Raw genomic sequence first — 23,522 nt, 5'->3', positions numbered from 1 at the left:
ATGGCGCGCCCACACGGTCCACCGCCTGACCATTGGGTCAGCCGGAGGCGGGGCGGTCGCGCTACCGTGCTCGCCGTGACCGCAGACGACCACCTGCCCGCCGCCCCGTCACCGGGCGGCCCCGTCGCCGTTCTGACCAACCCGACCGCTGGCCGGGGGCGGCACCGCGGGATGCTGCCCCGGATGCTGGATCGGCTGGCCACGGCTGGCCGGCCGGTCCGGTTGCTGGAGGCTCGTACCCCGGAGGAGGCCGAGGCGACGTGCCGTACGGCGGTCGCGGACGGCGTGTCGGCGCTGCTGGCCGTCGGCGGCGACGGCACCGTGCACCGCGCGTTGCAGGCGGTGGCCGGGACTGCGGTGCCGTTCGGTCCGGTACCCGCCGGCACGGGCAACGACTTCGCCGTCGACACCGGGTTCCCGGCCGACCCGCTCGCCGCCGTGGAGGTGGTCGTCGCCGCCCTGCGCGACGGCCGGACCCACCCGGTCGACCTGGCCCGGATGACCGGCGCCGACGGGGTCCACCGCTGGTACGGGGCGGTCCTGGCCGCCGGCTTCGACGCGATCGTCAACGAGCGGGCCAACCGGATGCGCTGGCCCCGGGGTCCCCGCCGGTACGACCTGGCGATCCTGGTGGAGTTGGCCCGGCTGCGGCCGCGCCGCTACACGCTGCGTATCGACGGGCAGACGCAGGAGGTGGACGCGGTGCTGGTGGCCGTGGGGAACTGCCCCACGTACGGCGGCGGAATGCGGATCTGCCCGGACGCGGACCCGACCGACGGACTGCTGGACGTGGTGGTCGGCGGCCGGTTCGACCGGCGCACCCTGACGCGGGTGAAGCCGCGCATCTACCAGGGCACCCACGTAGGACACCCGTTGGTGCGCACCTATCGGGCCCGGACCGTCGACCTGGCGGCCGACGGGATCACCACGTACGCCGACGGGGAGCGGTCGCTGGACCTGCCGGTGACGGTCACCGCCGTACCGGCGGCGGTACGGCTGCTCTGCTGACCCGGTCCCACGGGCACTCCGGTGCGCTCAGGCGGGCTCTCCTCCGGTGACGGCCGGGTTTCCGGCGAGGTCGGCGAGCGGGAAGCAACCGGCGAACGGGTCGTGGTAGTCGCGCCAGCCCTCCTCGCCGTCGGCGAGTTCGGCGTCGGTGAGCAGGCAGCCGGCGAGGGTGCGGTGCAGTTCGGCCGGGTCGAGGTCCAGGCCGATGAAGACCAGGTGCTGGTGCCGGTCGCCGTAGTACGGATCCCAGTCCAGGGCGGCGGCGAGCCGCCGGTTGGCCGGCGCCTCCGCCCAGTGCGGGTCCGGCAGCGCGACCAGCCAGCTTCCGAGGGAGCCGAGGCCGAGGCCGCCGCCGGCGAAGTCCCAGGCGATCACGGTCTCGGGTTGGCTGGCCAGCCAGAGGTGGCCGCGGGAACGGACCATCTCGGCGTTGACGTCCTCCAACACGTCGTGCAGCCGTCCCGGGTGGAACGGGCGACGGGCCCGGAACACCACCGAGACCACCCCGCAGTCCGGGTGGGGCTCGTGGACGCCGAGGGTGTAGCCCTCCAGCCCGCGGACGAGCACGCCGGGGGTCTCCGGGCGGTGCCGGCCGGTGCCGCGCAGGCGGCGGCTCAGCTCGCCGGCGTCGACCACGTCGTCGTCGACGAGCACCTGCGTCGCCCACGGCGTCATCCGCGAGAGCAGCACCGACAGTCGGCTGGTGTCGTAGGCGCCTTCGCCGGACCGTCCCCACAGGACGAGCGTGTCGGCGTACTCGATCTGGCGGACGATGACGTCGGCGAGTGAGCGGTTGTCGTCGTCGGCGGCGTGGATGTGTCGGGCCCTGAGGTCGTCGGTGGTGGCCAGCCCGTCGAGCAGGTGCTCGGCGTGCACCACGGTGACGTACGAGTCGACGTGCAGCAGGTCGGTGATCGGTGTGCCGTCGACGAGGCAGTGGGCGCAGGCCACGGCGACCGCCTCCGGCTCGACCACCTCCGGCAGCATCAGTACGAGGTCCCGGTCGGGCTGGGTGCGGGCGAGCCGGGCGAGGGTGGGCAGCACGTCCTCGCGCAGGGTGCAGGAGACGCAGCCGTGGGCCAGCGAGATCCGTTCGTCCTCCCGTACGCCCGCGCCGTCGCGGACCACCCGGCGCACGGTGCCGTCGCGGACGTCGGTGAGGTCGTGCCGGACCAGCAGCAGCGACGGGTCCACGGCGAGCAGGGCGTGCGCGACGCCGTACGTGGCGGCGGGCCAGAAGCCGCTGAGCACGGTCAGGGACGGACGGGTGTCGGATTCCGCAGCGGCGCGACCGGCCGATGCGAGAGGTGACGTCGGCATCACAGCCCTCTCGACTAAGTTGGAAACGATTGTCATTATAGGATGCCTGAGGTAGAAACGAAAACGATTGTCACTCACTGATCGTCTCTCGAAGGAGTTTCCGTGTCCCGACGATGCGAGGTCACCGGTGCCGCGCCGAGCTTCGGCAACGCCGTGTCCCACTCCCATCGGCGCACCCGTCGCCGGTGGAACCCCAACCTCCAGCGCCACCGCTACTGGCTGGCCTCGGAGAAGCGGTGGATCACCCTGCGGCTGACCGCGAAGGCACTGCGCACGGTGGACCGCAGGGGCATCGAGAAGGTCGTGGCCGGGATGCGCGGCCGGGGGGTGCGGATCTGATGGCCCGGCAGACCGACCTCCGGCCCATCGTCCGGCTGCGCAGCACCGCCGGCACCGGCTACACATACGTCACCCGGAAGAACCGGCGCAACGACCCGGACCGGCTGGTCCTGCGCAGGTACGACCCGGTCGTGCGCCGGCACGTCGAGTTCCGCGAGGCGCGCTGATGGCGCGCCGGAGTTTGGGCAACCGCCAGGCCCGTCGGGTCGACCTCGTCGCCCGCCATGCGGCGCGCCGCGCCGGTCTGAAGCAGATCGTCACCCATCCCGACACCGATCCTGCGGTCCGCGCGGATGCGGTCCGTCGACTCGCCCGGCTGCCCCGTGACTCCAGTCCGGTACGGCTGCGCAGTCGCGACGTCGTCGACGGGCGCCCGCGCGGCGTCCTGAGCCGGTTCGGACTGTCCCGGGTGCGCTTCCGGGAGATGGCCCTGCGGGGCGAACTACCCGGGATCCGCAAGGCGTCCCGGTGAGCCGGCGCGCGTTGCGGTAGCGGGCCGGTTGTCACGGCCCTGACCGGTCCTGCGCAGTGGAGGTCGACCTCGTGCCGATCCCGTCCCCGGCGCCCTACTGAAATTGGTTAGCATTGCCAAAAAGCCGTTGCCGGGTGGCGGCGGTGGTCGGCGACCGTGCCGGGTGGACGCCCGGTGCGGGGAGGGGGAGGTGGCGGTGGTGGCGAGGCCGGGCCCTGCTCGTAAAACCCGGCAGCGGGCGGAGGTCGTCCGGTTGCTGGAGGCGTCCGACGGGTTCCGCAGTGCCCAGCGCATGCATGCCGACCTGCGCGACGGTGGTGTCCCCATCGGTCTGACCACCGTCTACCGGCTGCTCCAGGCGTTGGTCGAATTCGGCGAGGTGGACACCATGCGGCTGCCGTCCGGCGAGCGGCTCTACCGCCGGTGCAGCCGTACCCACCACCATCACCTGGTCTGCCGGCGCTGCGGTCGCACCGTCGAGATCGCCGGCCCCGCCGTCGAGGACTGGATGCGTCGCACCACCGCCCGCCACGGGTTCGTCGACGTCAACCACACGCTGGAGATCATGGGGACCTGCGACGGCTGTACCAGCCGGTAGTCCCGCGACGCCCGGCGCGTCTCCTTGTGACGCCGGGGGCCGGTCGCCTACCGTAATGAAAATGAGAATCGCTTTTACTGGCAAGGGTGGGAGCGGGAAGAGCACTCTCGCGGCCCTTTTCGTGGGACACCTGCGCGCCGCCGGGCACCGCGTGCTCGCCGTCGACGCGGACGTGAACGTGCACCTCGCGCCTCTGCTCGGGGTCACGGCCGGACCGGAGGGGGCGCTGTCCCGGCCGGAGAACGCCCGACAGGTGCGGCGGCACCTGCTGGGCACCAACCCGCGCGTGGCGGGCGTCGAGCACTTCGTGCCGACCACTCCACCCGGCCCGGGGTCGCGCCTGGTCACCCTGGACGCCGACGATCCGGTCCTGGTCCGCCACGCGACGGCGCTCGACGCGCGTACGCACGTGCTGCACGTCGGCACGTACGAGCCCGACGACATCGGCGCGGGGTGCTACCACGGGCACCTGGCCATCCTGGAGAACCTGCTGTCCCACCTGCGGCTCGACGTCGACGACTGGGTGGTCTGCGACATGGTCGCCGGCACGGACGCCTTCGCCAACTCGCTGCACGCCCAGTTCGACGTGATCGTGGTGGTCGCCGAGTCGACCCCGGAGTCCGTCTCGGTGGCCCGGCGCTACCGGGAGCTGGCGGCGGCGGCCGGGGTGGCGGACCTGCTGGCCGTGGTGGGCAACAAGGTCGTCGACGGGGTCGACCGGGACTACCTCGCCCGGGAACTCGGGGGTGCTCCGCTGACGGTGCTCTCCACCCAGGCCGGTCTGCGCCGGGCGCGGCAGGCCGGCGCGTGTCCACGCCTCGCGGACCTCGACGACGTCGCCCCGCTGGCGCGAATCGCCGAGTACGCCCGGAGCCGCCCGATGTCCCCCGGGCGGCGGGAGGCGCTGCTGCGCGCCCTGCACCTGCGACTGGCCGGCCAGGACTGGGTCCGCAGCGCCCACGGCGACGTGACCACCCAGCTCGGCCCGGTGCCCGCGTGACCGCTCCGCGCGCCCGCCGACCGTGAGGCGTGGTGGGTGGGTGGGGATCCCGGGTAGGCCCGGATCCGTACCCACCCACCGGACGAGGCGGCGAGTCGTCCGTTCGGGCCTTCCCTCCGGTGTTGATAACGATTATCGTGTTCTACACCGACAGGAGGGATGTGTCAATGGACTCCCCGCTGTACCTGCGTCCGCGGGTCGACGGCCGACTAGCGGAGTTGCTGGGGCAACCACCCCTGCTGCACGACCTCGTCCAGGCGCTGGGCTCACCGCTCAACGTCGTGCTGCCGGACCAGATCGCCGACAACACGGAGGCGTTCCGGGCCGTACACCAGCGGCACCACCTGCGCGGCGAGGTGTTCTTCGCCCACAAGGCCAACCGCTCCTCGGCCCTGCTGCGACGGTTGGCGGCGACCCCAGCCGGCATCGACGTGGCGAGCCTGGGGGAGTTGCAGCACGCGCTCGGCGCCGGCTTCACCCCCCAGCGGGTCATGGCCACCGGCCCCAAGACCCGCGAGTTCCTCTGGCTCGCCGCCCGCTGCGGGATCACCGTCAACCTGGACTCACCCGCCGAACTGGACGACCTCGTCGCCCTCGTCCGCCGGCACGAACTGCCGACGGTGCGTGTCCTGGCCCGCCTGTCCGCCTTCACCTCGGCCGGGGCGACCATCCTGTCCCGACCGAGCCGGTTCGGCACCCCGCTGGCCGAGGCGGACCGGCTGTTAGCCCGCCTCGCCGAGGCGCGGGACGCGGTGGAGCTGGTCGGGGTCGCGTACCACCTCGACACCATCGGTCTGACCGAGAAGGCGGTCGCCCTGGAGGCGTGCCTGACCGTCCTCGCCGGAGCGCACCGCTACGGCCTGCACCCCCGGGTGGTCGACGTCGGTGGCGGCTTCGGCGTCGACTACCTCGCCGACGGCGCGCAGTGGGAGCGCTGGACCAGCGAGCTGGCCCGGGCCGTGCTCGGTCGTCGTCCGGAGCTGACCTGGGGCGGCCACGGCTACGGGTGGCGGGCCGAGGCGGGCACCCTGCGCGGCGCCCTGGGTCTCTATCCGGCGCACCGGCCCTCCTCGGGTCACCGCTACCTGACGGAACTGCTCGGCGCCAGCGCCACCGGTCTCGGCGGTCGCACCCTCGCCACCCTGCTCCAGGAACACCTCTACGACCTGTGGGTCGAGCCCGGCCGGGCACTGGTCGACCAGTGCGGCGCCGTGCTCGCGCGGGTGCTGGAGGTACGGCCCACCGCCGCCGGCTGCCACCTCGTCCGGCTCGATCTCAACGCCGGGGACGTCAGCCTCGAGGAGCACGGCGTGATGATGGACCCGGTCCTGCTGCCGACGACCCCGACCGCGCCGGTGGACCCCGCGACGCACGGCCATCCGGTCTACCTGCTGGGCAACCTCTGCCTGGAGGCCGACCTGATCACCCGGCGCAAGGTCTTCCTGCCCGCCCTGCCCCGCCCCGGCGACCTGCTCGCCTTCGCCAACACCGCCGGCTACTTCATGGACTTCAGCGCCGATCACGCCCTGCACCAGCCGGTGGCCCGGATGGTGGCCGCCTGGCAGGACGCCGGCAGCTGGCGCTGGTGTCTCGACGAGCAGTACTGGCCCCTCGACACCGGACGGCGACCGTCCAGCGACGAACCGACCCCCACCACGACGGCCGGCCGGTCCACCCCCCGTCCGCGCCTCCAGGAGACCGCAGCCGCATGAGATACGACAGCATCACCGACGCCATCGGCAACACCCCGCTGGTCCGCATCGACCCGGCCGTGCACGGCCTGGCCCACATCGACCTCTACGCCAAGCTGGAGCTGCTCAACCCGTTCGGGTCGGTCAAGGACCGGGCGGCCTGGACGATGGCCGCACCCCGGCTGGCCGAGGCCCGCGAGGCCGGCGCGACCGTGGTCGAACTCTCCAGCGGCAACACGGCCAAGGCCCTGGCGGTGATCGCCGGCATGCACGGACTGCCGTTCACCAGCATCACCAACCGGATGAAGGTGCCCGAGATCAAGGACCTGCTCCTGCTGCTCGGGGCCACCATCGAGGAACTGCCCGGCCAGGCCGAGTGCCTGGACCCGACGAACACCGAGGACCCGCTGACCCGGATCCACCGCACGATCAGCGAGTCCGGCTCGGCGTACCTGCACACCGACCAGTACTACAACCCGCGCAACACCCAGGCGCACGTCGACGGCACCGGACCCGAGATCATCAAGGACCTCGACGGGCGCGTGCCGGACTACTTCGTGGCCTGCGTGGGCACCGCCGGTTCCTCCACCGGGGTGGCCCGGGTGCTGCGCGAGAACGACCCGGCGGTCACCGTGGTCGGCCTGGTCGCCGCCAAGTCCGACTTCATCCCCGGCATCCGCAACATCGACGAGGTCCACGAGGTGGGCCTGTTCGACCCGGACACCTACGACACCATCGAGTCGATCTCCGCCGACGAGGCGATCGACGGCCTCCTGGCGCTCAACCGCCGCTGCGGCGTGCTGGCCGGACCGACCGGCGGTGGCGCGTACACCGGGGCCGTGCGGTACCTGCGCCAGGTGGACGCCGAACTGGCCGCCGCCGGGGGCGGGCCCCGTCGCCGCAGTGCCGTCTTCATCGTCTGCGACCGTGTCGAGAGCTACCTCAGCTACATCCGTCGCCGCCGGCCGGAGCTGCTCCACCAGCCCGCCCGCGTCGGTGCGGTCAGCACGGTCACCGACGCCGAGGCGGACGCGGCCCGCACGGTGGACGTGCCCGCCGCCCGGGAGTGGATCGCCCGGGCCCAGCCGCTCGTGATCGACCTGCGGGGCACCTTCGCCTACACCACCGCGCACATCGAGGGGTCGGTCAACATCGTCGACGAACTCTTCGACGAACTGCTGCGCGGAGGGCTGCCCTTCGACACCGGACGGCCGGTGCTGCTGGCCTGCCCGGTGGGGGAGAAGTCCCGGCGGTACGCGGCCCTGCTGACCCGGATGGGGCACACCGACGTCCGCAGCCTCGACGGCGGGGTGGTGGCCTGGCGCGACGCCGGTGCCCCCCTGGTGCGCACCTGATGGCCGCCCCCGCGACGCTGCCCGCAGGGCACCCGGACCGGGTGCTCGCCGAGCTGGCCGACTGGCAGCGCGGCGTCCGCGCCCAGTTCCCCATCCTGACCGGCAGCGGCGAGGCGTACCTGGACAGCGCCGCCACCTCCCAGAAGCCGCAGGCGGTGCTCGACGCCGTGCAGCACTACCTCACCGGCGAGAACGCCAACGCCGGGCGCGGCATCTACCGGTGGGCCAACCGGACCACCGCGCTGCTGCACGACTGCCGTACCCGGGTCGGTGACCTGATCGACGACCCGGACCCGGAGCGGTCCGGTGTGCACCTGGTCGGGGGCACCACCGAGGCGCTGCGCCGGGTGGCCCTGGACTGGCTCGTCGACCTCCTCGCCGACGGCGACGAGATCGTCGTGCCCGCCGCCGACCACCTGGCCAACGTGGTCCCCTGGCAGGAGGCACGGGACGCGGCGGCCCGCCGGGGCGTGACGGTCCGCCTGGTGGAGATGCCGTACGAACCCTCCGGCGACTACGACGTCGCCGCGCTCGCCCCGCTGGTCGGGGAGCGGACCCGCCTCGTCGCGGTCACCCACGTCCACCACGTCTACGGGGTGGACATGAACGTGCACCGGATCCGCCGGCTGGTCGGCGACGACGTGGTGATCTGCCTGGACGCCGCGCAGAGCGTCGGGCACCTGCCGGTCTCGGTGACCGACCTGGACGTCGACTTCCTGGCGTTCTCCGGGCACAAGGCGATGGCGCTGCCCGGCCTCGGCGTGCTCTGGGCACGCAACCGCCGTGGCCCCCGGTACGAGCACCGGGGCTGGCAGGGCAGCCCGCACACCGTCGGCGCGGTGAGCCTGGCGGCGGCCGTGGACTGGTTCGAGGCGACCGACGTGGAGCGGATCGCCCGCTGGACGGTGGCCCTCGGCGCCCGGCTGACCGACGGGCTGAGCCGGCTGCGCGACGTCCGCGTCCTCGGCTGCCAGGACAGCCTGACCCTGGACTCGGCCGTGCAGCGCCGGCACGGCCTGGTGACCTTCCTGCACCCGGCGATCAGCGCCGCCGACCTGGGGTTCGTGCTGGCCGACCACGGGCTGATGGTGCGCGCCAACGCCCACTGCCAGGGGCCGGCGGGGGAGCGGGAGAACTCGGTCCGGGTCAGCCTGCACGCCTACAACACCGTCGAGGAGGTGGACCGGCTCCTCGACGTGCTGGCCCGCCTCGACGCCTCCGTGACCACCCCGTCCTACCACTGAGGAGCACCGTTGACCCCGCTCGCGCAGAATCCACCACCGCCGACCGTGGTGATGGTCGACGTGTACGCGCCGACGATGCGGCTGGCCCGGGCCTTCGCCGCCGCCGGCTGCGCCGTCGTCCGGGTGCGCAGCACCCCGGAGATCCCCGCCGTGTACGCCGGGCACGCCGACCCGGCGGCCGAGGCGCTCTTCGCCGACACCGTCGTCCACTCAGGCGACGTCGAGCTGACGGCCAAAGCGGTCGCCGCCCACGAACCGGTCGCCGTGGTGACCGGCGGTGAACTCGGCGTCGAGCTGGCCGACCGGCTGAGCGAGACGCTCGGCCTGACCAGCAACGGCACGCAGCGCAGCGCGGCCCGGCGGGACAAGTACCTCCAGATCGAGGCCGTGCGGGCGGCCGGGCTGCCCACCGCCCGCCAGCTGCTCGTCACCGACGCCGACGGACTGGCCGACTGGCACCGGGAGCTGGGTACCCGGGTGGTGGTCAAGCCGGTGCGCAGCGCCGGCAACGACGGGGTGACCTTCTGCGACACCCCGGCCGAGTCGGTCGCCGCCTACCGGGCGGTGGCCGGGGCACGCAACATCTTCTCCCTGCCGAACGAGGCCGTGGTCGCCCAGGAGTACCTCACCGGCACCGAGTACGTGGTCAACACCGTCAGCCGTGACGGTCGGCACCGGGCCACCGACGTCTGGCGGTACACCAAGATCTCCGCCAACGGCGTACGCGACCGGATCAGCGGGGCGGTCCTGGTCGCGCCGACCGCACCCGAGCGGGACACCCTCGTCCGGTACGCCGCCGAGGTCCTCGACGCCCTCGACGTGCGGCACGGCCCGGCGCACCACGAGATCATGCTCACCGCCGACGGGCCCCGCCTCGTCGAGGTCGGGGTACGGCTCTGCGGCGCGGACACCGCCGCCCAGGCGTTGCTGGCCCTCGGCGAGTCCCAGGTCGAACGGACCGTCCAGGCATACCTCGACCCGGCCGGGTTCCTCGCCACCGTGGACACCCCGCAGCAGGTCCGTCAGCACGTGGCGATGGCCTTCCTCACCTCCCCGGTCACCGGGATCCTGCGCGGCTACCCGCTGCTGGAGCAGGTCCGGGAACTGGAGAGCCTGCACGAGATCCAGGTCGGGGTGCACCCCGGCGAGCGGTTGCCGCTGACCGTGGACGACACCACCGAACCGATGATGGTCGTCCTCGCCCACGCCCGGGCCGAGGTGGTCGAACGCGACCTGGCGACGGTGGGCTGGCTGGACGGGCACGGCTTCTACGACGTGGAACCGGCCGCCCCCGCAGGTGCGGCGTGACCGCGACGGCAGCCCGCCCGCACGTGGTCGTGCTGCACCGCTGGCGCGACGCGTACGCCCACTACGACCGCTACGTCGACCACGACACGCACGCCGTCAGCTACGTCACCACCGACGTCGGGGCGGCCGGCGTCCCGGAGCGGGCCGCAGCCGTCGCGCTGGTCGACGCCACCGACGACGTCGAGCAGGTGGATGCCCGGATCCGCTCGCTCGCCGCCCGGTTCGGTCGGCCGGTCGCGGTGGTCGCGCTCAAGGAGGACGACCTGCTTCCCGCCGCCGTCCTCGCCGTCCGCTGGGGCTGTGCGGGACGTACCCCGCAGGAGGTCACCCTCTTCCGCGACAAGCTGGTCATGGCCCGGACGGTCGCCGCCGCCGGCATCCCGGTGCCGGCCACCGCGCCCGCGCCCGACCCGGCGGCGGTACGGGAACACGCCGCCCGGCACGGCTGGCCGGTGGTGGTCAAACCCCGCACCGGCAGTTCCAGCGCCGGGGTACGGCTGATCGCCGGCCCCGACGAGGCGGCCGACGTCGGCCACGACCCGGCCCGGCTGGTCCAGGCGTACCAGCCCGACCCGATCCACCACGTCGACGGCGTCTTCGACGGCGCGACACTCGGCCCGTGGCGGCTGTCGGCCTACCTCGACACCTGCCTCGCCTTCCGCGACGGTCGGCCGCTCGGCTCGGTCGAAGTGGACGAGCCGACCGTGGTCGCCGCCGTCGGCGCGTTCACCACCTCGGTGCTGCGTGCCCTCACCGACCGACCCACCGTGTTCCACCTGGAGGTGTTCCTCCGCCACGCCGGGGACGGCCCGCCCCACTGCACGCTGCTGGAGGTCGGGGCCCGCGTCGGTGGCGCGGAGATCCCGTTCGTCTGGCGCGACGTGCACGGCTACGACCTGATGCGGGCCGCGTTCCGGATCGCGCTGGGTCACCCACCGCCGGATCCGCCGCCGACCGGCATCCGTACCGAGGTTGCCGGCTGGCTGCTCGTACCCGCCCCCGCCGGTCGGCCCTGCCACATCGAGGAGGCCACGTCGATGACCGGACGAGACCCGGGCCCGTACGCCGAGGTGGTTCCCCGCGTGGGGGACGTGCTGCCGGCGGCGGACGCCTACTACGAGCACGTCGGTGCCCGCTACCGGTTCCGGGGCGCGGACAGCGCCGCCGTACGCGCGGCCGTGCTGGCCACCGCCCGCGACGCCCGCGTCACCGGGCGGACGGTGACCGGACTGGTCGCCGGAGGTCTCCGGTGACCGGGGGAGCCCGCTACGCGCGACTGTGGCGGGTGCCGGGAGCGCCGCTGCTGCTCGTCGGCGGGGTGGTGGCCCGGCTCGGCCAGGGCGTCACGGTGCTCGCCTGGATCCTCCTGGTCCGTGAGACCACCGGCTCGTTCGCCGACGCGGCACTGGTCGGGGCGTCGGTGTCGCTGGCCACGGCGGTCACCGCGCCGATCGGGGGGCGGCTGGCCGACCGCTTCGGCGCGCACCGGGTGCTGCCGCTCTACGGCGCGGCCTACGCCACCGCCCAACTGCTGCTGCTGGCGGCCACCCTGACCCGGCAGCCGGTGCCCCTGCTCTGCGTCCTCGCCGCGCTGTCCGGGGCGGTCTTCCCGGCCATCAGCCCGGCGCTGCGCGCGGCCTGGACCGTGCTGACCGGAGAGGGCACCGGCCGCGAGGACGTCCGCAGCACCGCGATGGCGGCCGAGTCGACGCTCTTCGAACTGGTCTTCGTCGTCGGCCCGCTGCTGCTGTCGGCGGCGATGCTCGTCGCCGACCCGCTCGCCGCGCTGACCGGCTCCCGGTCCGGGATCGCCGGCCCGGCCGCCGCGATCGTCCTGGCCGCCGCCTGTGCCGGCGGCGGCACGGCGGTGCTCGCCCGGGGCCGGACGCTGCGGCAGCTACGCCCACATGCCGGCAGCCCGACCCGGGGGCTCGGGCCGCTGCGGTCGCCCCGGATGCCGGCGCTGCTGCTCTGCGCCGCCGGTGTCGCCTTCTCCTTCGGCGCGTCGCCGGTCGCGGTGGCCGCCTTCGCCACCGAGCACGACGGCGACCGCGCCGAGGCGGTCACCGGTGTGCTGATCGCCGTCTGGAGCCTCGGCAGCGCCGCCGCCGGACTCTGGTACGGCGCCCGGACCTGGCAGACCCCGCTGACCCGGCAGTTGACCTGGCTGCTGGCCGGTCTCTCGGTCGGCTACGCCGCCTGGGCGTTGTCGCCCAACAGCACCGTGCTCGGCGGGGTACTGCTGCTCAGCGGTGCGGTGATCGCCCCGGCGATGACCGTGCAGGCCGTGCTGATGGCCCGGATCGCCCCGGCGTCGATGCTGACCGAGGCGTACACCTGGCTGACCACCGTCAACCTGTCGCTGGCCGCGCTCGGCTCCGCCGTGACCGGCGCGATCGTCGACGGACCGGCCGGGGCGGCCGGCGGCTTCCTGGCCTGCGCCGCAGCCGCCGCGGCGGCCGCCGTGCTGGCCGCCTGGCCGGGTGTGCTGGCCCCGCGTCGTGTCCGCGACGCCGTCGACCGACCGGCCGACCCGGTGCAGGTCCCCTGAATCCCCTGTTTCCCCGAAAGGTACCGATGAACGTCCCGAACATCGCCTGTCGCCGTCCCCGTGCGGCACTCGCCGGGCTGCTGGCGCTCGCCCTCGGCCTCACCCTCGCCGGGTGCGGCTCCGACAGCGCGGCCACCTCGGCCGGGTCGACCGCGAAGCCGGTCACCGTCACCGACCACTGGAAGCGGACCGTCGAGGTGCCGGCCAACCCGAAGCGCGTCGTGGTGCTGGAGTGGGAAGGTCTGATCACCAAGTCCATGCGGATCTTCGGTGTCGAGGACACCCTGGTCGGGGTCGACACCGCCACGAAGAAGATGGGCTACCGCGCCAAGCTCGTCCCCAGCATCGACCGGGCCGAGGCGCTCGGCTCCCCGTGGAGCGGGGTCAACTACGAGCGCCTCGTCGGCCTCAAGCCCGACGTCGTGTTCCTGGAAGCCTGGGTGGCCAGCCAGGAGAACCGGACCCTGCACCAGGAGGTGATCGACAAGATCGAGTCCCTCGGCGTCCCCGTGGTGGTCCTCCTCTCGCCGTCCAACTTCGACCAGCCCGACATCCGGACCGCCTGGGAACACATCACCATCACCGGTGCGGTCTTCGGCAAGCAGGCGGAGGCCGCGAAGCTCGTCGGACGGCTCCAGGCCGGCCTGGACAAGGTCACCGCCCGGACCCGCGACATCCCGGCCGCCGAGCGCACCCCGGTGGCGTACTTCGCCACGATCAACAACGTGATGGGTACGAAGAGCATCCAGTCGTACCTGCTCACCGAGATCGTCGGAGCCCGCAACGTGGCCGGGGCGGGCACCTTCGTCACCGTCTCCGAGGAGAAGCTGCTCGCCCTCGACCCGGAGGCCATGGTGGTCGCCGGACACGAGGGCTACCTCGACCCGGCCCTGATCCACGCCGGGCGGCACGCCGGCCTGAACTGGGCCAACCTCGGCGAGATGCGGGCCATCAGGAACAAGCGCCTCGTCGCGCTCGGCTACGACGAGTGGCGCGCCACCGTGGAGACCCCGATCGCCCTGCTGAAGATGGCGAAGCTGGCCTACCCGGACCGCTTCGCCGACGTCGACGTCGCCGCCGAGGAGGTCGCCTTCTACCGCGACGTCTACGGCATGGACGAGCAGCGTGCCCGGGAGGCCATCGAGGCGCAGAAGTACGTCGGGGACCTGGAGGTCAAGTGACCCCGTCCGTATCCCGCGCCGCCCTCTCCCCGGTGCCCGGCCCGCCGGACCGGGGAGTGGGCGGCGGCACCACCGCCCCCACCGCCGCGCGTGGCGACCGCGTCCGCATCCTGCTGCTGGCCTCCACGACCGTGCTCGTCGGCGTGGTGGCGGTGGTCTCCATCATGGTCGGCGCGTACGTCGTCCCGGTCGGCGACGTGCTGGCCGTGCTCGCCGCCCGGATCGGGCTGACCGACGACACCAACAACCTGCACGACGCCGTGGTGTGGGACCTGCGGCTGACCCGGGTGCTGCTCGCCGGGGCCGTCGGCGCCGCACTCGCCTGTAGCGGGGCGGCCTACCAGGGCACCTTCCGCAACCCCCTGGTGGAGCCGTTCATCCTCGGCGTCAGCGCCGGGGCGGCGTTCGGCGCGGGCGTGTCCGTCATGGTGGACGTGCCGCTGTCGATGCAGGTGATGGCCTTCGTCTTCGGCATGGTCGCGGTCGGGCTGACCTACGGCCTCTCCCGGGTACGCGGGGAACGCCCCACCGTCACCCTCATCCTCGCCGGGGTGGTGGTCGGCTCGTTCTTCTCCGCGATCTTCTCCCTCTTTCAGTACGTCGGCACCGACGAGCAGCTCCGCCGCCTGGTCTTCTGGATCATGGGAGGCTTCTACCGGGCCACCTGGAGCGACGTCGCCGTCGTCGTACCGGCCTCGGTGCTCGGGTGCCTGCTGCTCTGGCGGGCCGGTTGGCGGATGAACATCCTCAGCCTCGGCGACGACGAGGCGCGGTCCCTCGGCGTCGACCCCGAACCGCTGCGCCGGTGGGTGATCGTCCTGGCCACCGCGCTGACCGCGCTGGCCGTCTCGGTCTCCGGGATCATCGCCTGGGTGGGGTTGCTGGTCCCGCACGCCGCCCGGCTGCTCGTCGGGCCCGACCACCGCTTCGTCATCCCGCTGTCGGCCACCCTGGGCGCGGTCTTCGTGATGGTCTGCGACGACATCGCCCGGACCATCCACTCCGGCGAGGTGCCGATCACCATCATCACCTCCATTCTCGGGGCGCCGTACCTGGTCTACCTGCTGCGTACCCGGTCCACCTTCCTGGGAGCGCAGTCGTGACCCTCCGGGTACGGGGACTCTCCTTCGCCTACGGCGACCGGTCGGTGCTCGACGGCATCGACCTCGACCTGCGGGCTGGTGAACTGTGCGCGTTGTTCGGCCCGAACGGCAGCGGCAAGTCGACCCTCTACCGGTGCCTCCTCGGGCACCTGCGGCACACCGGCACCGTCACCCTCGACGGCGTCGACCTGGGCCGGCTGCGCCCCGCCGAGGTCGCCCGCCGGGTGTCGTACGTGCCGCAGCAGCACACCAACCCGTTCCCGTTCACCGTGCTGGACATGGTGCTGATGGGCCGTACCCCGCACCTCGGTGGGGTGTTCGGCCCCCGGCGGCGCGACGTCGAGGTCTGCGAGCGGGTGCTGGCGCAGGTCGGTCTGGCCGCCGACCGGGACCGGCACTACCACACCCTCAGCGGTGGGCAGCGCCAGCTCGTGCTGATCGCCCGCGCCCTGGCGCAGGACTGCGACGTGCTGCTGCTGGACGAACCCACCGCCAGCCTCGACTTCGGCAACCAGATGTGGGTCTGGCGCACCGTGCGCGACCTGGCCCGCGCCGGTCGGGCGGTGCTGGTCTGCACCCACGAACCGAACCACGTGCTGTGGTTCTGCGACCGGGTGGTGGCGCTGGGCCGCCAGGGACGGCTCCTCGCCGACGGGACGCCCCGGGAGACGGTCACCACCGACCTGGTGACCCGGCTCTACCCCTCGGTCGGGGCGCTCACCACCACCGCCGACGTCACCATCGCCCCGGCCGGCGTCGGCTCCCCGGTGACCGGGCGGGCCCGGCCCGACCACCAGCCGTCCGTGTCCTGAACGGAGGTGGCGGTCGTCGGGGCCGTCCCGGTCGTCGGGGCCGTCCCGGTCGGCCGGGGACCGTCCCGCGCCGGGCCCCCGGCGGCGCGTGCGCAGGTGCCGTACGCTGCCGCGATGAGCCAACCGGCCCGCATCCTGGTCTACGGCGTGTACGGGGCCGGCAAGTCCACCCTCGCCGCCCGGCTGGCCGACCGTCTCAATCTGCCGTGGTACCCGGTCGACGACCTGCTCTGGCAACCTGGCTGGGTCGAGGTGCCGGTCGCGGAGCAGCGCAGCCGGATCGAGGCGATCTGCCGGCGTGACCGGTGGATCCTCGACGGGGCGTACCACGGCTGGCGGGACGTGCCGTTGGCCCGCGCCGACCTGGTCGTCGGCCTGGACTACCCACGCTGGCTCTCCTTCTGGCGCCTGTTGCGCCGCACCGTCCGTCGGTTGCTGACCGGGGAGGAGATCTGCAACGGCAACCGCGAGTCGCTGGGCAGCGTGCTCTCCCGGGACTCGGTCCTGGTGTGGCACGTCACCGCGTACGGCCGGGCACGGCGGCGGATGCGGGCCTGGCAGGCCGACCCGTCCGGGCCACCGGTCCTGCTGTTCCGCTCCCCGGCGGCCCTTACCCGGTGGCTGGCCGACCTGCCCCGGTAGCCGCCGCGCAGACGGGAAAACCAGTTGTCGTGCCGCCACGGTCACCGTCCTCGCCGGCCCCCGAAGCTGGATCGAGTCCGACGCCGTCACCCAGTGCCACCAGGTGGCGGCCTTCGACGGCATGCGGCACGTCGCCGGCATGCCGGACCTGCACCCCGGCAAGGGTGCCCCGATCGGCGCGGCCATGGCCTCGACCGTGCTGTACCCGCACCTGGTGGGCTCCGACATCGGGTGCGGCATCGCCGTCTTCCCCGTCGACCTGAAGCGTGTCGTGCCCGAGCAGCTCGCCGGCCGGTTCCCCGACCTCGACCGCGCGCTGGACCCGGACCGGGACGCCGACGACCCGTCGTGGCCCACGGTGCGGGCCGCAAGATGTCCCGCGCCGACGCCCTGCGCCGGGGCCGGGCCAAGCACACGGTCGAGGAGCTGCGCCGGACGCCGGTGGGTTCGCTGGTGGTCCGCGGTGACCGGCAACTTCTCTTCGAGGAGGCACCGACGGCGTACAAGCGGATCGAGCAGGTGATCGCCGACCTCACCGAGCACGGTCTGGCCACCTCGGTCGCCTCGACGGTTCCCCTGGTCACCTACAAGACGGCCGACCGGCCCCGGAGCGACACGCGACCCGACCGGCGACGCGACCACCGGGACCACCGACGCGGACGGGGCCGGTCGTGAGCGCGGCCGGGGCCGGGCAGTTCGTCGCCGCGTGGACCGGGACGCTGTGCTGGCAGGCTCCCAGTCCCAACCGGGCGGGCCCGGCCCGGACCGGGCGTCGACCGGACGGGCCCGCCCGCAGTCCGCACGGACCCGGGGTGCCGCCACCCGTTGGATCGGCAAACGTCGTCGACGGCATCTCACCCGTCCGCGCCACCCCACACGGCGTCGACGAGGGCGGGGAGCACCCGTGCCGCCGGGCCCCGCAGGTTGACCTCGGCGATCCCGTCCAGCGGCGTCTCCTCCGGGTTGACCTGGACCACGGCGGCACCCAGGCGGGCAGCCACCTGGGGAATCTCGGCCGCCGGGTACACCAGGCCGGACGTGCCGACGGTCAGCAGCAGGTCGCAGGAGGACGCCGCCTCGACGGCCGCCTCCAGGGCCGCCCCGGGCAGCGCCTCGCCGAACCACACCACGCCGGGTCGAACCGGAGCCGCGCAGTGCGCGCACCGGGGTGGGGGCACCCGCCGGCCGTCCACCGGCTCGCCCTCCGCGTCGTCCGACACCGGTGCCGGGCGGGCACAGGACGCGCAGCGGGGGGCGAACAGGCTGCCGTGCAGGTGGACCGGATCGGGTGAACCGGCGCGTTCGTGCAGGTCGTCGACGTTCTGGGTGATCAGGACGGTGCCCGGGGCCCGGTGCTGGATCGCGGCCACGGCCCGGTGCCCCGCGTTCGGGTGGGCCAGTCGTACGGCGTGGCGACGCCACTCGTACCAGCCCCAGACGAGTGCGGGATCGGCCCGGAAGGCCTCGGGCGTGGCGAGGGCCTGGGCGTCGTACCGCTGCCACAGCCCGGTGAGGGCGTCGCGGAAGGTGGGCACCCCACTCTCGGCGGACATCCCCGCCCCGGTGAAGACCACCACCCGCCGGGCCTGTCCGAGCAGTTCCGCGGCTCGGCGCGGGGGTTGGCCCGTCAACGGTCGTGCACCCGGCTCGGCGGGGAGGTCGTCCACCCGGACAATCTACCGTCCGCCCGGCTCCGGGTCGCCCGAGGCGGAAGCGGTTCTCGGCCGGGGCCGTCCCCCGGGGGTACGTGGGCGCGGCCGGACGGGCGTCCACCACCGGCGGGTGGGGGCGTGGCACCATAACCGTGTCCTCCGCCGCCGGATGGCCGGGACACGACACTGATGGAGTCGCCGATGACAGGACTGACCGGCGCACCGGTGCCGGGGGTGGCGCCACTGTGGACGCACGATCCGGTCACCGCTGGTCCCTACCGACTGCTCGGCCGGCTGGGTGCCGGTGGGCAGGGTGTGGTCTACCTCGGCGAGGACGACCAGGGGCACCAGGTCGCGATTAAAATGATCAACGCCGATCTGAGTGATCTCCGGGTGCGGTCGCAGTTCATGAAGGAGGTCGCGGCCGCGCGCCGGGTCGCCCCCTTCTGTACCGCCCAGGTGCTCTTCGCCGAGGTGGACGGGGAGCAGCCCTACGTGGTCAGCGAGTTCATCCAGGGCCCCACCCTCTACCGGCACGTGCGCGAGCACGGCCCGGTCGCGGGCAACGCGCTGCACCGGCTCGCCATCGGCACCGCCACCGCGCTCGCCGCGATCCACCGGTCCGACGTCGTGCACTGTGACCTGAAGCCGGACAACGTGGTGCTCGGTCCCGACGGCCCCCGGGTGATCGACTTCGGCATCGCCCGCGCCCTGGGTGTCACCGAGACCGTGACCAGCCGGGTGATGGGGACCACCGCCTACATGGCTCCGGAACGTTTCCGCAACGACCCGGTCGGTCCACCCTGCGACGTCTTCGCCTGGGCCGGCACCATCGCCTACGCCGCCGGTGGACGGCCGCCGTTCGGCAACGACTCGCTCTTCGCGGTGATGCACCGGGTGCTGAACGACCCACCCGACCTGCCACCTCTGCCGCCGGAACTCGACGAGTTGATCCGACAGTGCCTGGCCAAGGAGCCGGGGGATCGGCCGGCGGCCGAGCAGGTGCTGATGCGGCTGCTCGGGCAGGACGCCAGGGTCACCGCGCCGCTCCGCCCGGAGACCGTGCTCCAGGTGGGCAACGAGACCGCCGGTGCGCCGACGCCGAACGAGCCGCTGCCGTTGCCCCGTCCCGCACCGCACACACCGGTCGCGCCGACCCGTCCGACGGTGGCGACCCGGCCGGAGCCGACGGTGCCACCGCAGGCCCGGCCGTCGTCGCTCGACCGGCCCGCGGCACCGCTACCCGACAGGCACGCCCCGGTGGACGGCGGCTGGGGGCGGCGGCTGCGCCGGGAGGCCGGCGACGCCTGGGGGATCTCGACCGCGATCTTCCTCGCCGCGGTCGGCGGTGCCACCGGGTATGTCGCGTCGAGCACGGTGGCTGCGGCCCTGGCGGCCGGAACCGCCACCTTCGTCGTGGTCTACCTGGTCCGGATGCTGGTCGCGGTGGCCCTCGGCGGCCGGTCCGACCGTCCCTGACCGATGTGGCCGGCTCCGGCACCGGTCAGGTGGTGCCGGACCGGTAGGTTGACTGCCATCAGTCGGCCGCCGAGGAGGATGTCCCCATGGCCCCATCCCACACTCGACAGTGGTTGCCGTACACCGCTGCGGTCACCGCCGGGTTGCTGGTCATCGCCGGGGCGTTCGTGCTCGTCCGGCAGCAGGACGCCGACACCGGGCGAACCCGCGACTGCACCATCGAACTGGAGATCAACTCCTCCACCGAGAAGTCGGCGCTGCTGGGTGAGCTGGCCGAGAAGTACAACACCAGCGACCGGTCGCTCGACGGCGGCGGCTGCGCCCGGGTGCACGTCAGCGGCCTGACCTCGGGCAAGGCCACCGAGGCGCTGGCCGCCGGCTGGACCGGCACCGGTCTGCCGGTGCCGCAGGTCTGGCTGCCGACGTCGAGCCTCTGGACCGGCCAGCTCCGGTTGCTCGACCAGGCCGCCGGCCGGGCACCACAGACCCCGGACCAGTACCCGTCCATCGCGAACAGCCCGCTGGTGATCGCGATGCCCAACCCCAAGGGCGAGCTGGTCCGCCAGCGCGGGCCGCTGGGCTGGGGCGAGATCCTCGGCCTCTCCGGGCGGGAGGGGTGGGCGGGCTTCGGCAAGCCGGAGTGGGGCCGGTTCACCTTCGGCAAGGACAACCCGAACCTCTCCACGTCGGGGCTGGCGGCGACCATCGCCACCTACTACGCCGCCGTGCAGCGGTCCAGCGACCTGACCCGGTCCGACCTCGCGAACCCGGCGGTGACCCAGTTCGTCCGGCGGATCGAGGCCAACGTGTCGCACTACAGCGACGACGTGGTCGACCTGCTGCGCGACCTCGCCGAGGCCGACCTGTCCGGCGAGGGTGCCAGCAAGGACGACATGAGCGCCATCGTCATGCAGGAGGAACTGGTCCACCTCTACAACGAGGGGGAGCTGAGCCCGAAGCAGGAGGGCGAGGCCCGGGGGCGCCGGCCGAACGTCCCACTGGTCGCGGTGCACCCGAAGGAGGGCACCTTCAACCTGGACCACCCCTTCGTGGTGCTGCCCACCGCCGACGAACGGCAGCGCGTGGCGGCGGCCGACTTCCTCGCCTTCCTGACCGAGGGCGACCAGCAGCGCAGCTTCGCCGAGCTCGGCTTCCGGGACCACGAGCGTCGGGCGCCGAAGGAGTTACTGGCCAGCGTCGGCACCGAGCCGACCGACGGCCTGACCTACTTCGAGCCGCCGGACCCGGCGGTGGTCGAGGCGATGCTCGGCAACTGGAGCACCTTGCGCAAGAAGGCCAACATCCTGATCGCGCTGGACACCTCCGGGTCGATGGAGAAGAAGGTCGGTGACCGTACCCGCTTCCAGGTCGCCTCGGCGGCGGCGGCCAAGGGGCTCGGGCTGCTCAACGCGGAGGACCGGGTGGGCCTCTGGTCGTTCTCCTCCGAGACGTCGAAGCGGCCGGAGGGCCCGTACCGGGAGGAGGTCCGCCTCGGTGACTACGACCAGAAGCGCATCAACAGCCGGATCGCGGGCCTGCACGTGGAGGGCAACACCGCGCTCTACGCCACGGTCCGGGCCGCCCACGAACACCTGACCCAGCGGTACGACCCGGAGCGGATCAACGCCGTCGTCGTGCTGACCGACGGCAAGAACGAGTACAACCGGGACAACGACCTGGCCCGGCTGCTCGCCGACGTGAAGCTGGACCCGGAACGGCCCGTCAAGGTCTTCTGCATCGCCTTCGACGAGGACTCCAACTTCGCCACGCTGGACCGGATCGCCAAGGCGTCCTCCGGCAAGGCCTTCGACGCCACCGACCCGGCCCTGATCGACGAGGCGTTCGTCAAACTGGTCAGCAGCTTCTGACCAGGCCCACCGCCGGTGCCGAGGAATTGACCGCCGCACGGGGGCGGAACGCCGCACGCGGTCGCACCGCCCCCGTGCGGCGGCGCGACCGCGATGCGGATCAGCCCTTGAGGCCGGTGTGGGCCAGTCCTTCGATGAACTGCCGTTGGGCGATCACGAAGATCACCAGCACCGGGATGGCGGTCATCGACGCCGCCGAGAGCTGCACGTCCCACATCGGGCCGCCGTACGCGTCGACGAACTGGGTCAGCGCCTGCGGCAGGGTGAACTTCTCCGGCGAGGAGAGGAAGACGATCGGCTCCAGGTAGAGGTTCCAGCTGTGCAGGAAGGTGAAGATCGCCACCGCGCCGAGCGCCGGCCGGGCCAACGGCAGGGCGATCCGCCAGAAGATGGCGAACCGGCCCAGCCCGTCCATGCGGGCGGCCTCCTCCAGCTCACCGGGGAGCGCGAGGAAGAACTGCCGCATGATGAAGGTGGCCAGCACGCTCGGCGCGCCGAGGATCGGCACCAGGATCAGCGGCCAGTGGGTGTCCACCATGCCCCACGAGTTGAACATCCGGAACAGCGGCACGATGGTCACCTCGCTCGGGATGAGCAGGCCGACCAGCACCACCACGAAGAGCACCTGCTGCCCCCGGAACCGGATCCGGGCGAAGGCGTACCCGGCCAGCGAGGAGACCGCCAGCGTGCCGACGGTGACCACGGCCGCGATGTACGCGCTGTTGAGGTACTGCCGGGCGAAGGGTTGCAGCTCGAACACCCGCTGGTACGCCGAGAAACTGAACTCGGTCGGGATCAGCGAGGGCGGGAAGGCGAAGATGTCGCCGATCGGCTTCACCGAGGAGGTGACCATCCACCAGGTCGGGAAGACGAAGGGTACGGCGAGCAGGCAGAGCACGCCGTAGAGGGCGACCTTCGCCCGGGGCGAGAGCCTACTGTTCATGGAAGACCCACCTCCTGCGCATCCGCCACTGCACGACGGTGAGCACCAGCACGATCAGGAAGAGCAGCACCGACAGGGTCGCCCCGTAACCGAACTGGTGGAACTGGAACGCCCGCTGGTAGAGGTAGTAGACGAGCACCGTGGTCGAGGTGCCCGGACCGCCCTGGGTGAGCACGGCGATCTGGGCGAAGACCTGGAGCGATCCGACCACGGTGATGATCGAGGTCAGCAGGATGGTCGGGCTGATCATCGGCATGGTGATCCGCCGGAACCGGGTCCAGGCGCTCGCCCCCTCCACCCGGGCCGCCTCGTACAGCTCCGCCGGCACGCCCTGGAGCGCGGCGAGGAACAGCACCATGTTCAGGCCGACGTTCTTGACCACCTGGACCACGACCACCGACAGCAGGGCCGTCCCGTCGCCACGCAGCCAGTTCGGCCCGTCCACGCCGACCGCGCCGAGCGCCCCGTTGACGCCGCCGTTGTCCTGGAGCAGGAAGCCCCAGACGATGGTCCAGGCCACCAGGGAGACGACCACCGGGGAGAAGAACAGCGTCCGGAACACGATGGTGCCGCGCAGCCGTTGGTTGAGCAGCACCGCCAGCAGCAGGGCCAGGCTGAGGTTGAACGCCACCAGCCCGATCGAGAAGAGCGCGGTGACCCGCAGCACCGACGGCAGGTTCGGGTCGTCGGCCATCGACCGGTAGTTCTCCGCGCCGACGAACTCGAAGGTGTCGGCGAGCACGTTCCACTCGTGCAGGCTGTACCAGAAGACCAGCCCGAGCGGGATCAGCACGAAGAGCACCGAGCCGACCATCTGCGGGGCGATGAAGAGCAGGCCGGCGAGCTGGTCGCGGCGGCGGGACGTCCACCAGCCCCGCCGGGCGGGCGGCGCCCCGGCGGGGGCGGACCGGCGACCGGCCCGCCCCTTCTCGTCCCTGGTCAGGACCGACATCGGC

General features: G+C 72.9%; 22 protein-coding genes and 2 pseudogenes. 20 read left to right on the top strand and 4 right to left on the bottom strand.

Annotated features, from left to right (window positions below; all coding sequences use genetic code 11):
• Nucleotides 1-66: 66 nt before the first annotated feature.
• Nucleotides 67-1,008 carry a diacylglycerol kinase gene (locus GA0074694_RS24970; protein WP_245714898.1) on the top strand — a complete coding sequence of 314 codons (942 nt, stop codon included), beginning with the start codon at nucleotides 67-69 and terminating at the stop codon, nucleotides 1,006-1,008.
• A 27-nt stretch (nucleotides 1,009-1,035) separates the two neighbouring features.
• Here the strand turns inward: GA0074694_RS24970 and GA0074694_RS24965 are convergent, their stop codons facing one another.
• Nucleotides 1,036-2,328 carry a CobW family GTP-binding protein gene (locus GA0074694_RS24965; RefSeq protein ID WP_425413636.1) on the bottom strand — a complete coding sequence of 431 codons (1,293 nt, stop codon included), beginning with the start codon at nucleotides 2,326-2,328 and terminating at the stop codon, nucleotides 1,036-1,038.
• A 102-nt stretch (nucleotides 2,329-2,430) separates the two neighbouring features.
• On the opposite strand from GA0074694_RS24965, the gene rpmB reads away from it, so the two are divergent.
• The 17 genes and pseudogenes from rpmB to GA0074694_RS34005 all read left to right on the top strand — a co-directional run.
• Nucleotides 2,431-2,667: a 50S ribosomal protein L28 gene (gene rpmB, locus GA0074694_RS24960; RefSeq protein ID WP_091462468.1), complete on the top strand. Its 237-nt coding sequence runs from the start codon at nucleotides 2,431-2,433 to the stop codon at nucleotides 2,665-2,667.
• The gene (rpmG, locus tag GA0074694_RS24955) at nucleotides 2,667-2,834 is read left to right on the top strand and encodes a 50S ribosomal protein L33 (protein WP_091462467.1); all 168 of its coding nucleotides are present in this window, start codon (nucleotides 2,667-2,669) and stop codon (nucleotides 2,832-2,834) included. The genes rpmB and rpmG overlap by 1 nt, the downstream gene beginning before the upstream one ends.
• Nucleotides 2,834-3,139: a 30S ribosomal protein S14 gene (rpsN, locus tag GA0074694_RS24950; protein ID WP_091462466.1), complete on the top strand. Its 306-nt coding sequence runs from the start codon at nucleotides 2,834-2,836 to the stop codon at nucleotides 3,137-3,139. Before rpmG ends, rpsN begins: the two co-directional genes overlap by 1 nt.
• Nucleotides 3,140-3,335: 196 nt before the next feature.
• Nucleotides 3,336-3,737 carry a Fur family transcriptional regulator gene (locus GA0074694_RS24945; RefSeq protein WP_425413635.1) on the top strand — a complete coding sequence of 134 codons (402 nt, stop codon included), beginning with the start codon at nucleotides 3,336-3,338 and terminating at the stop codon, nucleotides 3,735-3,737.
• A gap of 61 nt (nucleotides 3,738-3,798) precedes the next feature.
• Nucleotides 3,799-4,737, top strand: coding sequence for an ATP-binding protein (locus GA0074694_RS24940; protein ID WP_091462465.1), 939 nt, complete (start codon nucleotides 3,799-3,801; stop codon nucleotides 4,735-4,737).
• 167 nt (nucleotides 4,738-4,904) lie between these two features.
• Entirely contained in the window at nucleotides 4,905-6,449 is a 1,545-nt protein-coding gene (locus tag GA0074694_RS24935) for a type III PLP-dependent enzyme domain-containing protein (protein ID WP_091462464.1), read from the top strand.
• Nucleotides 6,446-7,783 (top strand): pyridoxal-phosphate dependent enzyme, encoded by a 1,338-nt coding sequence (locus tag GA0074694_RS24930; RefSeq protein WP_091462463.1) that lies wholly within the window; start codon nucleotides 6,446-6,448, stop codon nucleotides 7,781-7,783. Before GA0074694_RS24935 ends, GA0074694_RS24930 begins: the two co-directional genes overlap by 4 nt.
• Nucleotides 7,783-9,027, top strand: a complete 1,245-nt coding sequence (locus tag GA0074694_RS24925) for an aminotransferase class V-fold PLP-dependent enzyme (RefSeq protein ID WP_091462462.1) — start codon at nucleotides 7,783-7,785, stop codon at nucleotides 9,025-9,027. Before GA0074694_RS24930 ends, GA0074694_RS24925 begins: the two co-directional genes overlap by 1 nt.
• Nucleotides 9,028-9,036: 9 nt before the next feature.
• Complete coding sequence (locus GA0074694_RS24920; protein WP_245714897.1) at nucleotides 9,037-10,335, top strand: ATP-grasp domain-containing protein; 1,299 nt, start codon at nucleotides 9,037-9,039, stop codon at nucleotides 10,333-10,335.
• A complete protein-coding gene (locus GA0074694_RS24915; protein WP_091462461.1) occupies nucleotides 10,332-11,588 on the top strand; it encodes an ATP-grasp domain-containing protein in 1,257 nt (418 codons plus the stop codon). The genes GA0074694_RS24920 and GA0074694_RS24915 overlap by 4 nt, the downstream gene beginning before the upstream one ends.
• Nucleotides 11,585-12,886 (top strand): MFS transporter, encoded by a 1,302-nt coding sequence (locus GA0074694_RS24910; protein WP_091462460.1) that lies wholly within the window; start codon nucleotides 11,585-11,587, stop codon nucleotides 12,884-12,886. The genes GA0074694_RS24915 and GA0074694_RS24910 overlap by 4 nt, the downstream gene beginning before the upstream one ends.
• A gap of 26 nt (nucleotides 12,887-12,912) precedes the next feature.
• A complete protein-coding gene (locus tag GA0074694_RS24905) occupies nucleotides 12,913-14,067 on the top strand; it encodes an ABC transporter substrate-binding protein (protein WP_091462459.1) in 1,155 nt (384 codons plus the stop codon).
• On the top strand, nucleotides 14,064-15,170 hold the full coding sequence (locus tag GA0074694_RS24900; RefSeq protein ID WP_091462458.1) for a FecCD family ABC transporter permease: 1,107 nt from the start codon (nucleotides 14,064-14,066) through the stop codon (nucleotides 15,168-15,170). The genes GA0074694_RS24905 and GA0074694_RS24900 overlap by 4 nt, the downstream gene beginning before the upstream one ends.
• Nucleotides 15,167-15,982: an ABC transporter ATP-binding protein gene (locus GA0074694_RS24895; RefSeq protein WP_091462457.1), complete on the top strand. Its 816-nt coding sequence runs from the start codon at nucleotides 15,167-15,169 to the stop codon at nucleotides 15,980-15,982. The genes GA0074694_RS24900 and GA0074694_RS24895 overlap by 4 nt, the downstream gene beginning before the upstream one ends.
• A gap of 114 nt (nucleotides 15,983-16,096) precedes the next feature.
• Nucleotides 16,097-16,624 (top strand): P-loop NTPase family protein, encoded by a 528-nt coding sequence (locus GA0074694_RS24890; RefSeq protein ID WP_091463932.1) that lies wholly within the window; start codon nucleotides 16,097-16,099, stop codon nucleotides 16,622-16,624.
• A gap of 70 nt (nucleotides 16,625-16,694) precedes the next feature.
• Nucleotides 16,695-17,299: pseudogene (locus GA0074694_RS24885) on the top strand (RtcB family protein).
• A pseudogene (locus tag GA0074694_RS34005) lies at nucleotides 17,296-17,388 on the top strand (peptide chain release factor H); the annotation flags it as partial. The pseudogenes GA0074694_RS24885 and GA0074694_RS34005, both read left to right, overlap by 4 nt.
• A gap of 90 nt (nucleotides 17,389-17,478) precedes the next feature.
• Here the strand turns inward: GA0074694_RS34005 and GA0074694_RS24880 are convergent.
• Nucleotides 17,479-18,255 carry an SIR2 family NAD-dependent protein deacylase gene (locus GA0074694_RS24880; protein WP_091463930.1) on the bottom strand — a complete coding sequence of 259 codons (777 nt, stop codon included), beginning with the start codon at nucleotides 18,253-18,255 and terminating at the stop codon, nucleotides 17,479-17,481.
• Nucleotides 18,256-18,477: 222 nt separating this feature from the next.
• On the opposite strand from GA0074694_RS24880, the gene GA0074694_RS24875 reads away from it, so the two are divergent.
• Together GA0074694_RS24875 and GA0074694_RS24870 are read left to right on the top strand one after the other, a co-directional pair.
• Nucleotides 18,478-19,755 (top strand): serine/threonine-protein kinase, encoded by a 1,278-nt coding sequence (locus GA0074694_RS24875; RefSeq protein WP_176738113.1) that lies wholly within the window; start codon nucleotides 18,478-18,480, stop codon nucleotides 19,753-19,755.
• Between the two features lie 86 nt (nucleotides 19,756-19,841).
• Nucleotides 19,842-21,623: a vWA domain-containing protein gene (locus GA0074694_RS24870; RefSeq protein ID WP_091462455.1), complete on the top strand. Its 1,782-nt coding sequence runs from the start codon at nucleotides 19,842-19,844 to the stop codon at nucleotides 21,621-21,623.
• Between the two features lie 100 nt (nucleotides 21,624-21,723).
• Here GA0074694_RS24870 and GA0074694_RS24865 read toward each other — a convergent pair whose 3' ends face one another.
• Both GA0074694_RS24865 and GA0074694_RS24860 read right to left on the bottom strand, forming a co-directional pair.
• Nucleotides 21,724-22,566 (bottom strand): carbohydrate ABC transporter permease, encoded by an 843-nt coding sequence (locus GA0074694_RS24865; protein ID WP_091462454.1) that lies wholly within the window; start codon nucleotides 22,564-22,566, stop codon nucleotides 21,724-21,726.
• Nucleotides 22,556-23,518, bottom strand: a complete 963-nt coding sequence (locus GA0074694_RS24860) for a carbohydrate ABC transporter permease (RefSeq protein WP_091462453.1) — start codon at nucleotides 23,516-23,518, stop codon at nucleotides 22,556-22,558. The genes GA0074694_RS24865 and GA0074694_RS24860 overlap by 11 nt, the downstream gene beginning before the upstream one ends.
• Nucleotides 23,519-23,522 lie beyond the last annotated feature (4 nt).

Origin of the sequence: Micromonospora inyonensis, from assembly GCF_900091415.1 — a bacterium.
In the GTDB taxonomy this organism is placed as follows: Bacteria; Actinomycetota; Actinomycetes; order Mycobacteriales; family Micromonosporaceae; genus Micromonospora; species Micromonospora inyonensis.
Note: the sequence above shows the minus strand (reverse complement) of the source record. Positions and strands in the feature narration are given on the sequence as shown.

Bases quoted from the DNA above. Each gene is read 5' to 3' on its own strand.
- GA0074694_RS24875 (WP_176738113.1), top strand. From the start codon at position 18,478: ATGACAGGACTGACCGGCGCACCGGTGCCGGGGGTGGCGCCACTGTGG.
- GA0074694_RS24865 (WP_091462454.1), bottom strand. From the start codon at position 22,566: ATGAACAGTAGGCTCTCGCCCCGGGCGAAGGTCGCCCTCTACGGCGTG.
- GA0074694_RS24905 (WP_091462459.1), top strand. From the start codon at position 12,913: ATGAACGTCCCGAACATCGCCTGTCGCCGTCCCCGTGCGGCACTCGCC.
- rpmG (WP_091462467.1), top strand. From the start codon at position 2,667: ATGGCCCGGCAGACCGACCTCCGGCCCATCGTCCGGCTGCGCAGCACC.
- GA0074694_RS24940 (WP_091462465.1), top strand. From the start codon at position 3,799: ATGAGAATCGCTTTTACTGGCAAGGGTGGGAGCGGGAAGAGCACTCTC.
- GA0074694_RS24925 (WP_091462462.1), top strand. From the start codon at position 7,783: ATGGCCGCCCCCGCGACGCTGCCCGCAGGGCACCCGGACCGGGTGCTC.
- GA0074694_RS24890 (WP_091463932.1), top strand. From the start codon at position 16,097: ATGAGCCAACCGGCCCGCATCCTGGTCTACGGCGTGTACGGGGCCGGC.
- rpsN (WP_091462466.1), top strand. From the start codon at position 2,834: ATGGCGCGCCGGAGTTTGGGCAACCGCCAGGCCCGTCGGGTCGACCTC.
- GA0074694_RS24965 (WP_425413636.1), bottom strand. From the start codon at position 2,328: ATGCCGACGTCACCTCTCGCATCGGCCGGTCGCGCCGCTGCGGAATCC.
- GA0074694_RS24935 (WP_091462464.1), top strand. From the start codon at position 4,905: ATGGACTCCCCGCTGTACCTGCGTCCGCGGGTCGACGGCCGACTAGCG.
- GA0074694_RS24870 (WP_091462455.1), top strand. From the start codon at position 19,842: ATGGCCCCATCCCACACTCGACAGTGGTTGCCGTACACCGCTGCGGTC.
- GA0074694_RS24930 (WP_091462463.1), top strand. From the start codon at position 6,446: ATGAGATACGACAGCATCACCGACGCCATCGGCAACACCCCGCTGGTC.
- GA0074694_RS24860 (WP_091462453.1), bottom strand. From the start codon at position 23,518: ATGTCGGTCCTGACCAGGGACGAGAAGGGGCGGGCCGGTCGCCGGTCC.